We start from the raw sequence: 15502 nt of genomic DNA on the forward strand, positions 1-15502 counted from the left end.
ATATAATTTATACTTAGCACGTAGAGCTCTAGGCTATAATTAAGGGAAAGGATATTAAAAAAGCCACTCGATATCGAGTGGCTTTTTTGTTTATGAGTCTGGCGAAGACTATAGATTTGGGTTGTTTTCTCTTGCTTCTTTTGGGAATGGGAGTGTATATCTCAAGTCATTTTCTGTTAGAGTAAACGTATCATTACCAAATTTGTGTACTATTTTCTTTTGGTTAAGACGTCTTAAGTCAAACCATCTATGACCTTCTAAAGCGAACTCTTTATTTCTTTCGTCAAGTATAAAAGAGATAAATCCTTTTTGATCTAAACCAGAAAGTTGCTGTATTACCTTTGCAGCAGCTTCTGGCTTATATCTGCTAACTATCAATTTTTCTATTGTACTTTTAGCTTCTGCTAATCTGTTTAAGTGACCTAATGCTTCCGCTTTGATCATATATAATTCTGAAGTACGGAATGATGCTTTCATTTCTCCATTTCCTGTTTTCTTACTAATGTAGAAATCCTTTGCTAACTCAAAAGAAGCATCAAAACGCAAGTCATTCTCTCTATCATAAGTATTGTACAGTTCATCTGACAACAGAGCTGTAGTTCTTAGATCAGAAGTAAGACCTTCTTCTAAAGCTAAGATTGATTCTACTGATTTAAAGCTAGCTACAGAAGTTTTTGTATCCTTATTTAGATCTTGTATTTCATTCTTATATCTTAATGCTTGATCCACACTTGTTAAAGCTGCTTCATATTCTTTTTGATATAAGTTTACTTTAGCTTCTAATGCATAGATAGCAGCTAATGTAAAGCGGTAGTTTAGCCCAGCTTCATAAGTAGTTACTCTTAGGTGCTTTTTAGCATTTTCTATATCAGAGTGTATTTGTGTATAAACTTCAATTATTGTGGACTTCTTTTTTTTATATTCTATTTCATGCTTTAGCTGTAAGACAACTCCCGGTTCAGTTGTAGCGGTATTTTTGTCAAAAGGTTTAGCGTATAAGTTTAATAAATCAAAGTAAGCTAAAGCCCTTAATCCGTATGCTTCTCCAAGTAATTGTTCTTTCTCATCACCAACTTGCATTGATTGTGATCCATTATCAATTAAATCATTTGTATAAAATATCGTTTCATAGAACTGTAGATATCCAAAACTTTTAGTCTGTTTAACAGGATTTAGATCTTGGAATGTATATACATCTTTTACTCCCATGAAGTTAGTAGATTCAGGATCTAATATGATTTTAACTTCGTCTGTACGGAAATTTGTAAGTGACTTATGACTTGGATATTTGCCATAAGCAGAAACCATAATTCTTCGATAATCTTCAGTTGTTTTTGGAATTATCTTTCCTGTCGGTTCTATATCCAAAAAATTATCACAGCTAACAGTAGTTAATCCAAGGAATAAACCACTTAATAATAGTATTATTTTTTTCATGATGATTCGATATTAGAATGTTACATTTAATCCTAAAGTAAATGACTTTTGGATTGGCTGTGCATAGATATTACCATAGGTCTCAGGATCAAAGTAACCTTTATAGTCTGATCCGAATACAAATAGGTTACGACCTTCTACAGTGAATCTAATGTTGTCTACATTCAGTTTTTTAAGTAGATCCTTAGGAAGTGTGTATCCTAAACGAATACTACTAATACGTAAGTAACTTATTTCTTTTGTCCAGATATCTAAATATCTGTATGAGTTTCCATTATCACCACCAGCAAACCATTTTGCTAACATCCAGTTGTCATTATCAGCTCCCCAATTACCATCATTATCGTCAGCTATTAAGCCAGGTAATGTTCCATTAGGGTTGTTTGGTATCCACATGTTAAGTAGATCTGTGGTATAATTTTTACCAGGATCTATTTCTGCTGCTTTATAAGAAGGTGTTTTCTGAATTGTTTGTTTTAAATTAAAAGCTGCTGATATTGTTAAATCAAAGTTCTTAAGTTTAAATGTATTTATTAATCCTCCTGTGTATTTAGGATCTTTATCTCCAGCATAAGAATATAAATCTCTATATTCTTGAGGTGTAAGAGTAGATTCAACCATGTAACCTGGCATGAATTCTTCCATTGGATCCCTTAGTTTAAAGAATTCTTTACCAGTAACCTTTTCACCGTCTTTCCAGAATAGAATGTTTCCTTTGTCATCTAGTCCTGCTGTTTTGATTACAAAAACTGAGTTAACAGGTAGTCCTTCTCTTGATGGTAAAGTTTCATTATCATAGATTTGTATTTTATCTACTTTACTTTTGTTGTGAGCAAAGTTAAAAGTAGTAGTCCAAGAGAAATCAGGAGTAACAATATTTCTAGTTGTTAACGAGATTTCATACCCTCTATTTGTCACTTGAGCCCAGTTCATATTTGTCCATTCAAAACCTGTTTCAAGAGGTAATGCCTTAAGCCCTATTAAGTCCGTACCTTTTCTATTGTAGGCATCGAAAGCAACAGAAATTCTGTTATTGAATAAACCTAGGTCAAATCCAACATTTGTATTTGTTGTTTTCTCCCAACGCAATGTTCCATTTGGGGCATTGATTGCTTGTATATTTCCTTCAGGATAACCAGGAAGTATAGTAGATATATTATATTCTCCTAATAGATAAGGAGATGTTGTTCTATCTATATTTCCTTGTAGTCCATAAGAAGCACGTAAACGTAGATTACTTACGAAATCTAAGTTCTCCATAAACTTCTCTCTAGATACTAACCAAGAACCTGATACAGCCCATAGAGGAACATATCTATATTTAGGATCTACACCGAATAAGTTAGATCCATCAGCACGTACACTTCCGAATACTGTATATTTTCTATTGTAAGTATAGGATGCAGTAGCAAAGAAAGAGGCATAAGCATTTTCATTCTGTGTTTTTTTGTATTGCTCATAGACTTTATCATTAGCATCTGTACTTCCTACTGGAAATATGATGGGCTTAGTTGTTAATGAGTTAGGGTCATAACCAAACCCTTTAGATTTGATGATTGTCTGATCTGTTTTTCTAATCTCCATACCAGCCATTACATCTACTTCGTGCATATCATTAAAGATTGCATTGTATGTAGCTTGAGTTTTCCAGTTGTATTGGAAACTATCATCGTTAAAGTTCTCTATAATTCCACCATCAGGTAAGAAGTATTTAAAATCTTTAGCAGCGCTATCCCAATATCTAGTTTTTTCTCTGAACTTACGAGTAGAGTAAGTTTCTTTACCTAAGTATTTTTCAGTGTCACTCTTGTCAAGTTGTAAACCTAATTGAGAGGTTAATTTTAAATCATTAAATAATTGGTATTCTAAATCGAATACCGCTTTAAAAGATTTATTAACTAACTCATAGCTAGTATTCGCTCTTTCTTCTGCGAAGTTAAAAGGTACATATCTACCACTGAATCCATCAATATCTTTATCATACATATAGCTACCATCTGTATTATAAGGTGCTAAGTAAGGGTTGGCATTTCTTGAGTAATTAGAAGGGTTGATAGCAGCATCTGCATCCGTCACAAAGTTTTTCTTTTTAGTTTGAGTACCAAATAAAGCTACACCTACTTTAAGTTTGTCGCTTACTTGATAGTTATCTTTTAACGTAATGTTGTAACGTTCGAAACCTGTACCAATAGTTGCACCTTCCTCATTATAGTAACCTAAGGAAAAGTAGTAATCATTCATATCATTACCTCCAGAAAGGCTTAAGCCATACTGCTGGTTAAAAGTAGGACGATAAATCTCTTTACCCCAGTCTGTATTTGTTTTTCTAAGGTTGTTAATAGTAGCTTGAGTAGCAGACGATAATGCATCAAAGCCACCGTTTCTATACATATCTAATTCATTACTTCCATTCAAGATACGCATTACTTCGCCTTGATTACTTCTACTGTTAAAGATATCAGATCTACCTGCTAACATTAATTCAAAGTCAACTTTTTGATCCGAGTTCATTAAGTTCAATTTCTTGAAATCTGGGCTAGAGTTGATGAATGTATTAGCCGTGAAGTTCACTTTCATATCACCTTTTTTACCCTTTTTAGTAGTAATTAATATTACTCCATTTGCTGCTCTAGCTCCGTAGATAGCAGTAGCAGAAGCATCTTTTAGGATTGTAATATCTTGTATATCGTCAGGATTTAATCCTGCGATAGAGAAGTTTTGAAGCTGGTCGATATTATCTTTATCATTAAAGTTAGGAATATCGTTTCCTTCTAGTGGCATACCATCTAGTACCCATAGAGGATCTTGTGGACCATTCAATGAAGCAGTACCTCGTATTCTAATTTTAGCTGGTCCACCTGGAGCACCAGTTAGAGGTGCTACTGCTACCCCTGCTATTTGCCCAGCTAACATCTGATCCACACTAGCTACACCATTTTGGTTGATCTCAGCCATACTCACTTGAGCTACTGATGATGTAAGCTTTCTTTTTTCGATTGTTTGGTATCCAGTGATAACCACTTCGTTTAAAATATCAGGGTCAGCACCTAAAGTTACTACATAATGACCTTTAGTGTTCAAAGTGATTAATTTAGATTCATATCCTATAAAACTGATACGAATGCTTTTAGTATCTTGTGGTACTTCTAAGGTAAAGTTACCATCAAAATCAGTCATAGTACCAATACTAGTACTTTCTACGATACCTGCTTGCGATGTAGCATTAGACACTGTCTGTGTCTCTACAATTACTGAGGCACCAGGCAATCCTAGCTTATCCACGCTATCTTGGACAAGACCAGTGATCACTCTTTTCTCTTGCGCGAAGGCAAGAGAAATAGTAAGGAGTGAGAAAAGGAGAAAAAGTTTTTTCATGTTTCCTTTAATAAAATTGGGGTTAGTTTATTTCTATAGATTTAAAGCTTCGTTTATTCTATTAATTAGATCAGCATAGTGTGTACGAGTAGCTTTATCTCCGCTATTTTTCTTTTTAGTAAGTGTATTTTTAATGTTCATTAACTCACCTTTTTTGTAAGAAGTAACTTCTGATACTCGCTTCATTACAGTATAATTAATGTTTCTCAACTTGTTATCCTCTTCTATATGATTACATAGAGTAGGGAACTGAAGAGAGTGCGCAGTTAGTAAACCTTTTTTACTAGTCTTTTCGAATAGCTTGTTTACATCTATGATTAGAGCATCTACATAGTTCTTTTGAGTCATACGCTCTAGGATAGATAAACTCTTTCCTTTTTTTGTGGGTGCAAAAATCTCACTATTAAGCATTGAAAACAAATCATTTATCGTAAAGTTTTTCTCTTTACCTAATTCTACTTGTTGTACTTCATTTTCTAATAGACGTAATAAACGTTCATCCATTAGGGTGTAGTACAGTGTAGAATATTGTAGTTCTCTAGCTAACGAATATGGTGAGTATTCGAATGGACCTACAGGAGAGTCTTTTAAGCTATATGTGTTTTCAACTACTTCATTAAAGAACAACCATGTTGGAATTTGTAAAGCATTTTTAGCCAAATACTCTACTGCTCTTTTTTGTTTCTCGTAAGGGACAGGCTCGTATGCTTTTTTGTTGTTTCCGTATACTGCATGGTTTAGATAAACCCCTCCGATATTGTTTAACACATGTTGATTATACATTTGCCATTGTCCTATAGCTCCCATGTATAATTTACCAGCTTCATAGTAATCCTCTCCTTCTTCGTATGTCCAAGGAATAATATTATCTACTACTATTTTTAAATTCTTTAATCCGTATTCACTAGCTTTCATAGCATCATCTCCTAAATCTTCTGATTGAGAACGAGGATCTACGATGTTTAGTGAACTTTGTTGCTCTCCATAGAAGTACATAGGATCATCCTGATGATCTTCTATCATTTTGCGAAGTGCAGTTTTTTCTTCTTCTTGATTTGGATACCAACGGTAACCCCACTCGATAGCATACTTGTCATATAGACCGATCTGCGGAGTGATAGCAGTTACACCATCTTCTGGTTGTGCTACATAGTTATAACGAGCATAATCCATAATAGATGGAGCAGTACCTCCCATTTTATCAGTGAATTCTTTTGAACGTAGCGAATCTACTGGGAATGCATAAGAAGAACCCATATTGTGTTTTAGACCAAAAGTGTGTCCTACCTCATGAGATGATACGAAGCGTATAGCTTCTCCCATATGCTCATCAGTGAACTTATTTGCTCTAGCCTTAGGGTCAATAGGTCCTGTCTGTATACGCATCCAGCTATGTACAGAAGTCATTACATTATGCCACCAGATGATATCAGATTCGATAATCTCTCCACTACGAGGATCTATTACAGATGGCCCCATAGCATTAGATTTAGGAGATGCAGCATACGTTATTACAGAATAGCGTACATCATCGATATCAAAATCTTTATCTTCTTCAGTAGGTTCTTTAGCAATAATTGCATTCTTAAAACCAGCTTTTTCGAATGCTACTTGCCAATCGTGTACCCCTGCTATAATTTTAGCTCTCCATTGGGGTGGAGTAGCAGGGTCTATATAGTATACGATTGGTTTTTTAGGTTCTACTAGTTCACCTCTTAAATATTTTTCTACATCTTCTTCTTTTGGTTCCATGCGCCACTTCGTGATGAACTCTTGTTCTTTCATTTTGTGTTGCGCATCACTGAAGAACCAATGTTTCTCTGTGAAGTAACCTACTCTTTTATCAGCTATACGCGGTTGCATAGGTTTCTCTGATAGTAATACGATATTACTCGTTACTCCTAAAGATACAGGTAAGTCTCCAGACCCTTCATTAACACTAGTTGTTAATAAAGATTTAACTACGATATTCTCAGGGAATGTCTTTACTCCCTCTATATAAGATAAGTTTGTTTTAATAGACGTAGGAAGACCTAGTCCATTTAATACATCATTAAAACTCTTTTGATTTCCGTCAAAAACTTTATTTACTTTAATTACAGTAGCTGTAGAGTCTGGACTTTGAGCTTCAATGTCGAATACTTCTAGTACTGATTCTATAAAGTTTGTTTTTACTGATTTAGTAATTGCATCATCAGCAGGAGAAGAAACTCTAGGGGTGATTGTTTTAACCCATACTTTTTTTGCAATCGTATCTTTGTGAAATGTAATCAGTTTATTCTCATAGTTCATACCAGTATTTGCACCAGCATCATTCACTTCTAAAGGAACTTGAGATAATTTATTAACGATTAAAAATTGACGGTTTAGTAAGCTGTCTGGGATTTCAAAATAGATATCAGTTTTTACCTGAATCGTATTAAACATCCCTTTAGTATAGACTCCCTTTTTGATTAGGTCAGCATAGTCATCTTTTTTACTATCTGTTGAGTCTTTTTCTGTGGTTACTGTTTTTTCAGTTTTTGGGGTGTTCTTTTTCTTAGCAGCATAGGCTGGTGGTACCTGTGCCAGGCAGTAAGAAAATATTAAAGCACTGATACTTAGTTTAACCGTGTTTTTATCCATTGTTATGTTAAGTTATTATTAAGTCACTATAAAACTAACTGACTTACCTCTATGCTTAAAATTTTTGGGAGTGAATGGATGGAATAGGGGAGTGAGTGGATAACTTTAACATTTGATCAAAGGCAAAATGCAAATAAATTTACCTTCTTCACATTTGGTCTCGTACCCTAGAACGTTATAATAGTTATAGATTGAATCTAAGTATTTTAGACCAAAAAGCTCACTCTCTGAAGTAGTTTTTTTAGGTTGATAATTATTTGTGATAATTACTTCATCATCTTGGATTAATATCTCTATAAATAAAGGATGTTCTGTAGTAGCTATATTGTGTTTAAGCGCATTTTCTACACAGATTTGCAATCCTAAAAACGGAATTTTTTGATGTGATTTCTCTGTTCTTTGATCGAGTAAATCAAAGTGTAATTCTTTCGTAAATCTGGTTTTCTGTAGCGTGATATACTTTTCTATAAACTCTATTTCATTCTCTATGTCTACAATGTTTTCTGCAGGAGGTGTTATTAAGTAACGGTAAGTTTTACTTAAATTTAATGTAAACTTCTGTGCTGTTTTAGGCTCTAGCTCTATGAGCATATAGAGAGAGTTCAGCGAGTTAAATAAGAAATGAGGGTTGATCTGATTCTTTAATTGTTGCAATTGAATTAAAGCTTTCTCTTTACTAATCTTCTCATTTTCTACAGCTAATAACTCTTTCTCTAGATAGGCTTTCTTATTCGCCATACTGAAGATATAAAACAGGGAGAATAGAATAGTTACGGTTGTCAGAAAGATAAGAATCGTATTGCGTCTGATCGGTTTGATATTATCATCTACGTTAAACTTGGGAAAGTTGACTGTAATATAACCAGAGAAGTTTTCGGATTTAAAAGGACTGATAAATCGGAATACCTCTAAGTTTAAGTACTCAGAGTTAACGATAGGAGGATTAGCAGGATCTGTTTTGCGAACTGTATCTTGAGCAGAGAAGTTACTAAGCTCGAATACATTTTTACCCATCAGACTATCTTCCGGATGATAAATGCACAACCCATCTTTAGTGAATATATAAGCGTAGTTCGGTGTCGTCACATCTATATTCGTTAGGTATTTATGATATAGCGCCATATCTACCACGATACCGTAGATGAGTCGTTCGTTATTAGCGATAGGCGTACTGTGATACATCAGCCAGTATTGGAAACCATTTTGTTCTACAAAAGTGTTTTTATGAGAATGATCAGGGTTCGCTAAGATTATTTTATTGAATATATTATCCTTATCTATCTCTCTATCTCTACCTATATGAGCCTCTATAATCTCATTGTTCTGATTTACTCTGAAGTACCAGTTTAGAGAGACTACACCATCTAGATTATACATCTGATTAAGCGTTTCATACTTTAGAGAAAGTTGACCTATCGGAGTGTTTTTAGTAATATGGTCTAGAGAGTTTAGATGACGATCTATTTTATTAAACTCTAGTTCTAACGAACGTAGCTTTTGATAAAAGTTTTTAGAAGTGATATACTTATAAGTGTCCTCATTGCTCTGATTAATAGAAGAACTCAACATATATATAGCACCTATCGTAATCATTAGAATAACGATTCCGATAGCCATAAAGGTTTTGCGCGATATAAATATTTTGTTCTTCAATGTCCTTGCTGAAGTTTATAAGTTAGTTGTGATATAGTAAATAAGGCTGACGTGTAATCTTAAATTTGTCTAGCCCACTTTGCCATGATTGACGAATTTCTTTCTCTGTTTTACCAGCTGTGATTTGAGCTTTTAAGTCAGCAGTACCCGCTAGTTTTATAAAGAAGTTAGTAAAGAATTTATCTTTATTCGTAGAACTATTATATGCTTTTAGCAACCATTTTAGTTCTATTTTAGACACCTTATTTTCTTTAGATAGGTTTTCTCCATAGCACAGTTTACCATTGTTCATAGGGTCTTTAGCACCAGCGTTAGGCTTAGGAGTGAACTGATAAGGCATTTTCGTTAAGAAAGGTGAGCCATATATCTGAAACTGTAAGTCTGTCCCTCTACCAGAGCTAACATTAGTCCCCTCGAAGAAGCATAAACTAGCATATAGATTTATAGCCTGATCATTAGGTAGATTAGGTGATGGTGCTACAGGTAGTGAGTAGCTCATCTGTCTAGTATAGTTATCTACAGGGATTACAGTCAGGTCACACTGTATTCCATTCGCTAACCATTTCTCCCCATTGATCATTTTAGCATATTCACCTATTGTCATTCCATGCATCGCAGGAATAGGGTGCATCCCTACGAAGCTTTTATTCTTCATATCTAGTGTAGGACCATCTATAATCGCGATATTAGGATTAGGTCTGTCTAATACGATCACAGGGATATTCTGTTCTGCACACGCCTCCATTAGATAGTGTAGAGAAGAAATGTAAGTATAAAATCTCGCTCCTACATCCTGTAGATCGAATAACATAATGTCAATGTTTTTTAATTGATCAACAGAAGGTTTTTTATTATTTCCATATAGAGAAATGATAGGTAAGCCTGTCTTTGTATCCTTGCCATCTTTTACAAGTTCACCAGCATCAGCTGTACCTCTAAAGCCGTGCTCAGGAGCATAGATTTTCTTTACATTTACTTTGTTTGCTAACAAGAAGTCCACTGTAGAGGTATAAGAACCATCAGCATTTTTAATCACTCCCGTCTGGTTAGTCAGTACTCCTACATTTTTGTCTTTTACTAATTCAAAGTAAGCAGATAATCGTTCGGCTCCTACTGAGATAGCATTGTTATTATCATGTTTATTAGATGTGTTTTTTGCATAAGTATTAAAATTAACACTTAGTGCTAATAGACAGACTAAGAATAATAATGTATTTTTGAAACTTGAATTCGATATCATATTTATTTTGAAATTAGAATATTTTATAACTAAACGACTTGTCACTACTAAGAACTATAAAAGTAGTGTATCTGCACCAATTATTAAAATTGCAATTACAGCTATTGCATTAGGCATGATTATGATGCTTATCTCTGTTGCAACAGGTTTAGGATTGAAGTACAAAATTAGAGATAAAATTTCAGCTTTTAGTGGTCATATTGTAATAACTAATTATGATAGTAATGTTACAGATATTACACTTAAGCCGATAGATGTAAGTGTAGTACAGTCTGATGATATTAAGAATATAAAAGGAGTAAAGAAAATACAGTCTTATGCTTCTAAGGCTGGTATTATACGTACAGAGGATTCTTTTGAAGGAATTATTTATAAAGGAGTAGACTCTCTTTATGATTTAAATGAGATTAAGGATTACCTAATAGAAGGAAGATTGCCGAAATCGGTTGATGGAATGAGTAATGAAGTACTGCTGTCTCAATATATAGCAGATAGAATGCACTTTAAAGTAGGCGATAAAATCACGACTTACTTTATGAAAGAATGGGGGAATAAGATTCCAAATGTTCGTCAGTTTGAGATAGTAGGGATTTATAATTCGGCATTACAGCAGTTCGATGCGAATATTGTGATAGGAGATATAAAGCATGTACAACGTCTGAATAGGTGGAAACCAAATGAGGTAGGAGGGTTTGAGGTAGTACTAAATAGCTTTGATCAGATCGAACAAAAAGGCCAAGAGTTCTATATGAATTTGCCTTCTACAGTAGACAGTAAGACTATTGTAGACAAGTATAGTAATGTATTTGGTTGGATAGATATGTTTGACTTTAATATAAAGATTATCATTATTATCATGATTGCGGTAGCGTCTATTAATATGATAGTAGCTTTATTAGTACTAATACTAGAGCGTACACAGATGATCGGAATATTAAAAGCTATGGGTGCTGATAACTGGACGATTAGAAAAGTGTTTTTATACAATGCGACTTACTTGATAGTAAAAGGGTTGTTTTATGGTAATCTTATAGGATTAGGGTTATTGTATATACAACAGTATTTTGGTTTGATTAAGTTAGATTCTACAGCATATTATGTACGAGAAGCTCCTGTATTGATTCGATTTAGTGATGTATTTTTATTAAATTTAGGAGTAGTAGTCATCGCATTTTTAGTATTGCTTATTCCATCCTATATGATTACTAAGATTAGTCCTATAAAAGCGATTCGTTACGACTAATAATAAGGATTTAAAAAATATATAAATAGCTTCTAGTGCTTCTATTTAAGAAGTATTAGAGGCTATTTTACTTTTGGAGTGAGTGCGTTTTTTTTCGAGGTAAGTCCGTTATGAGTCCGTTATGAGTCTGTATTGAGTCCGTTCTTTTGCCTTAAATAACGGACAGATGATGGATATATAGCGGGAGTATACTATTTTTATCTCAAAGAAAACTGTATACTAATCCAAGCAAAGTATCATTCAGTGGTATGCCATTTTTCTAATTGATCAAGTATAGGTAATACTCTTTTTCCTTTTTCTGTTAGCATATACTCTACTCTGGGTGGTACTTCGGCGTAGACCTCTCTATGTAATAGACCATCTTGTTCTAATTCTCTTAGTACAGTAGTCAGTGTGCCTTGAGCTACATTGTCTAACTCTTTTTTTAGTATTCCGAATCTCTTAGGGCATTGAGCAGCTATAGTTTTGAGGATTGATGTTTTCCATTTACCAGAGATCGTTTTAAGAGCTTGTTGTACAACACAATTATTTTCAAAATAGTTTAAATTATTTTCTAATGTATTGGGCTCGTTTTCAGTATTAGTATTGTTTTTCATACTTAGTCTTTAATTTTTACCTACTTGACTGTAAGTGATATATCTGTCACTTTTGCAAAGATAATTATAAAAAATAGTAAGTAATCAATGCAAAATATTTCAACAGTCAAAAAGAGAATTATGTTATTCTTGATCTCGATGTCTATTTTTCTAAGTGTGTTAGATTTGTTTATTGTCAATGTAGCTATTCCTAAGATAAAAGTAGCTATGGAAGCAAGTGTAGCTGATATACAATTTATCATAGTCTACTATGTGATAGGTTATGGAGCATTTCTGATTACATCAGGCAAAGTAGGTGTAAGATATGGGCATAAAAGGATATTTGTCCTCTCGATGTTTAGTTTTGGTTTGTTTTCATTATTATGTGGCTTAGCTTGGGATATGCCTTCGTTGAACATCTTTAGGTTGTTTCAGGGAATAAGCGGAGCATTTATGATACCTCAGGGAGTGACTTTACTGTCTAGTATCTTTGTAATAGAGGAAGAGAGACGTAGAGCGTATTCTATCTATGGGGCGATAGCGGGGATATCTTCAGTATTAGGACAAGTACTAGGAGGGTTGCTCCCCGATCTTGATTTAGCTTTTGGGGCTTGGAGATTAATATTTCTAATTAATGTACCGATAGCATTTGTGGTAGGTGTATTAGCATGGATAGTTTTAATAGAAATAGAGCGCAAACGAGATTTGAAAATACAACCCTTAGCTCAGTTATTGCTGGTTTGTTTATTAGTGATGTTAATGTATAGTTTAGTGACTGGAGCAGATTATGGTTGGACGACTACTTTATTGTTAGTATTAGTGAGTGCTATCATAGGCATTGTGTTATTTTTAGTGATTCAGTTTAAAAATTATAAGACATCTATCAATGTACTTATAGATTTTAAACCTTTTACCTATAGGACATTTACAGTAGCTTTAGTTGCCTTAATATTTTTCTCTTTAGTACAGGATTCTTATTTCTTTATTTATGCCAATCATTTTCAGTTAGAATTAGATTATACAGCTACGCATACGGGATTTTTATTTGCATTTCAAGGAGTTGGGTATGTCATTGCCTCTTTTTTATCTCTAAAGTTTTTGTCTAAATATCAAGAGCGATTTATGCTTTTAGGTTTATTGTTGATGATAGTAGGGTTGGCAGGACACTACTGGTTATTGAACAGGGAGTATATTCCCTTTTATGAAATAGCGATATTGCTGTTTGAGTATGGGATAGGATGTGGAGTCGTTCTTCCTTCTCTATTTACTTATGCACTGAGCAGCCTACCTACCGACATAACTTCTATTGGCTCAAGTTTATACCTTACTTTACAACAAATAAGTATCGCTTTAGGGGTAAGCATTGTAGGTCAGTCATACTTTGGGAGTATAGACGGTCATTTTAATTCGACCGTGATTATGATTGTATTATTGCTTGTGACCTGCTTTGTATTATTTATGAGTTATAAAAGGCGACTTAAGAACTAAATCGCCTTTGTCTTTTATCCTTTGTATTCAAATAATTGTTTAATAGTCTGACCTATATCTTCACCAAGTTGTTTACTGACTAAATATAGAGCACCATCTATACCTGCTGTGATACCTGCTGTCGTTAGTACTCTTTCTTGGTCTATGTAGCGCACACCTGTGCGAACTATAGCCTTTGGCAGCGCTTGTGCTAATGCTTCTATTCCCATAAAGTGTGTGGTTATTTTTAAACCATTAAAAAGTTCTGTATTGCTCAGAAGTAAGCTACCTGTACATACTGTAAATAACAGAGCACCTTGCTGGTGTTGATTTACTATCCAAGAAGTATAAGTGTTTTGGAAATACTCGTCTTGTAGATAGTTCATGACGATGTCTGGGTTAGCTCCTGGTAATACGATGACATCCGGTGTAGGACAGTCTTCAAAATTGTACTGAGGTAAGATTTGAGTTGTATTGGCTTCTGTTTTGACTACTTCTTTCGTAGCAGAGACTAAGTAGTGATTATAGCTGTTGGGTTTAAGCACATTTGCTTTAACGAATACGTCTAATGGGCCATTAAGGTCTAACACTTCCACTTGATCAAAAATGATAAAGGCTACATTAAGGGGGCGGTTTGTTGTTGTCATATTTTATTGTTGATAGAAGACAATAGAGGATCTGTCGAAGGCTGGCTTCGATATCGGTATTGTCTTGGGTTATTTGTGATTACTTAGTTGGTAATTAAATGCTAAAGGTTAATTCTCGTAGATTGGAACACACTTCTATAATGAGTAGGAGTGACTTTGACTAGTTTGACAAATGCCTTTCTAAATACATGATCAGAAGTATATCCTACTTGACTAGCTATTTCTACTATAGAGTATGTCGTAAATTCTAATAGACGCTTAGCATATTCTACCCTCACACAGTCATTAAAAGCACCTGGAGTCATTCCTGTTTCTTTCTTAAATACTCTAGAAAAATTGCGTTCACTCATATAGACATGATCTGCAAGTTCTGCAATAGTCACCGCTTGTTGGGTTAGATGATCTGTGATATACTGTTTTACTTTTCTAACTAATGGAGTGAGGTCTATATCGGCAGGGATTAATGTACTATAGAGCTCTTGTGTGTTTGTTCTTTTTAGATTCACTACTAGATATCTTGATACATCAGAGGCTAGTGTATATCCATTGTCCTCTTCTATTAAGGCTAGAGCTAAGTCTATACCAGAAGTAATTCCTCCAGAAGTATAGATATTGTCATCTTTGATATAAAAATGATCATAGGTTAACCGAATAGAAGGGTAAGTATCTTGAAGCACTTTAGCATACTGCCAGTGTGTAGTTGCTTTTTTATTGGTTAGTAATCCTGTTTTGGCTAGTAAAAAAGCTCCTATACAGATAGAGCCTATACGCTTTACAGTAGGTTGTATACCCTTTATCCAATGTAATACAGCTGGATCATAGTCATGCGTTAGGTCTGCCTTAGACCCAGCGATGAGTAACGTATCTAATGGAATATGATGGTCATAAATGGTATAATCACACTGTACACTAATGCCTGCACTAGTAAGTACACTTTTGTCTACTGTTCCGGAGATTAAGTGGATTTGATATTGAGTAAGTGCAGATGTAGCTGTGCGGATCATGAGTTGATTAGCAGTATTGAATACATCACTCGGTCCTGCGAAGTCCAGTAATTGTACTTGAGGTAATAATAGAAATCCGATATGATGTAGTGGGGTATTCATACTGCTATCTTGTTTTATGATAAGACAAAGGTAAGAAGGCTTTATGATGTATAAATGACATATAACGTACTTTTTCTGCCAAAACAGAAGATGTCTTAATAAATGAATCGTTGTTTTATTTAGATTGATTTGAG

At 34.2% G+C, this 15502-nt stretch carries 10 protein-coding genes; 2 read left to right on the forward strand and 8 right to left on the reverse strand.

Translation table 11 applies throughout. From position 1 onward, the window contains the following. Positions 1 to 108: 108 nt before the first annotated feature. The 5 genes from HX049_RS09460 to HX049_RS09480 all read right to left on the reverse strand — a co-directional run bounded on the left by HX049_RS09460 (position 109) and on the right by HX049_RS09480 (position 10330). Positions 109 to 1437: a RagB/SusD family nutrient uptake outer membrane protein gene (locus tag HX049_RS09460; RefSeq protein ID WP_286415566.1), complete on the reverse strand. Its 1329-nt coding sequence runs from the start codon at positions 1435 to 1437 to the stop codon at positions 109 to 111. Between the two features lie 12 nt (positions 1438 to 1449). Continuing rightward, complete coding sequence (locus HX049_RS09465; protein ID WP_286415567.1) at positions 1450 to 4812, reverse strand: SusC/RagA family TonB-linked outer membrane protein; 3363 nt, start codon at positions 4810 to 4812, stop codon at positions 1450 to 1452. A 33-nt stretch (positions 4813 to 4845) separates the two neighbouring features. Then, complete coding sequence (locus tag HX049_RS09470; RefSeq protein ID WP_286415569.1) at positions 4846 to 7437, reverse strand: zinc-dependent metalloprotease; 2592 nt, start codon at positions 7435 to 7437, stop codon at positions 4846 to 4848. A 105-nt stretch (positions 7438 to 7542) separates the two neighbouring features. After that, positions 7543 to 9054 (reverse strand): histidine kinase, encoded by a 1512-nt coding sequence (locus HX049_RS09475; RefSeq protein ID WP_286415570.1) that lies wholly within the window; start codon positions 9052 to 9054, stop codon positions 7543 to 7545. Positions 9055 to 9112: 58 nt separating this feature from the next. After that, on the reverse strand, positions 9113 to 10330 hold the full coding sequence (locus HX049_RS09480) for an exo-beta-N-acetylmuramidase NamZ family protein (RefSeq protein ID WP_286415571.1): 1218 nt from the start codon (positions 10328 to 10330) through the stop codon (positions 9113 to 9115). A gap of 7 nt (positions 10331 to 10337) precedes the next feature. Between HX049_RS09480 and HX049_RS09485 the strand changes: the two genes are divergently transcribed. Beyond that, the gene (locus tag HX049_RS09485; protein ID WP_286415572.1) at positions 10338 to 11573 is read left to right on the forward strand and encodes an ABC transporter permease; all 1236 of its coding nucleotides are present in this window, start codon (positions 10338 to 10340) and stop codon (positions 11571 to 11573) included. 236 nt (positions 11574 to 11809) lie between these two features. Here HX049_RS09485 and HX049_RS09490 read toward each other — a convergent pair whose 3' ends face one another. Further along, a complete protein-coding gene (locus HX049_RS09490) occupies positions 11810 to 12169 on the reverse strand; it encodes a winged helix-turn-helix transcriptional regulator (protein ID WP_286415573.1) in 360 nt (119 codons plus the stop codon). Between the two features lie 87 nt (positions 12170 to 12256). Between HX049_RS09490 and HX049_RS09495 the strand changes: the two genes are divergently transcribed. Then, positions 12257 to 13636 (forward strand): MFS transporter, encoded by a 1380-nt coding sequence (locus HX049_RS09495; protein ID WP_286415574.1) that lies wholly within the window; start codon positions 12257 to 12259, stop codon positions 13634 to 13636. Positions 13637 to 13650: 14 nt separating this feature from the next. Here HX049_RS09495 and HX049_RS09500 read toward each other — a convergent pair whose 3' ends face one another. Together HX049_RS09500 and HX049_RS09505 are read right to left on the reverse strand one after the other, a co-directional pair. Continuing rightward, positions 13651 to 14262, reverse strand: a complete 612-nt coding sequence (locus HX049_RS09500; RefSeq protein WP_286415575.1) for a DJ-1/PfpI family protein — start codon at positions 14260 to 14262, stop codon at positions 13651 to 13653. Positions 14263 to 14363: 101 nt separating this feature from the next. Next, the gene (locus HX049_RS09505; RefSeq protein ID WP_286415576.1) at positions 14364 to 15368 is read right to left on the reverse strand and encodes a GlxA family transcriptional regulator; all 1005 of its coding nucleotides are present in this window, start codon (positions 15366 to 15368) and stop codon (positions 14364 to 14366) included. Between the last annotated feature and the right edge of the window lie 134 nt (positions 15369 to 15502).

Source organism: Myroides odoratimimus, from assembly GCF_030326305.1.
Lineage (GTDB): Bacteria > Bacteroidota > Bacteroidia > Flavobacteriales > Flavobacteriaceae > Flavobacterium > Flavobacterium odoratimimum_A.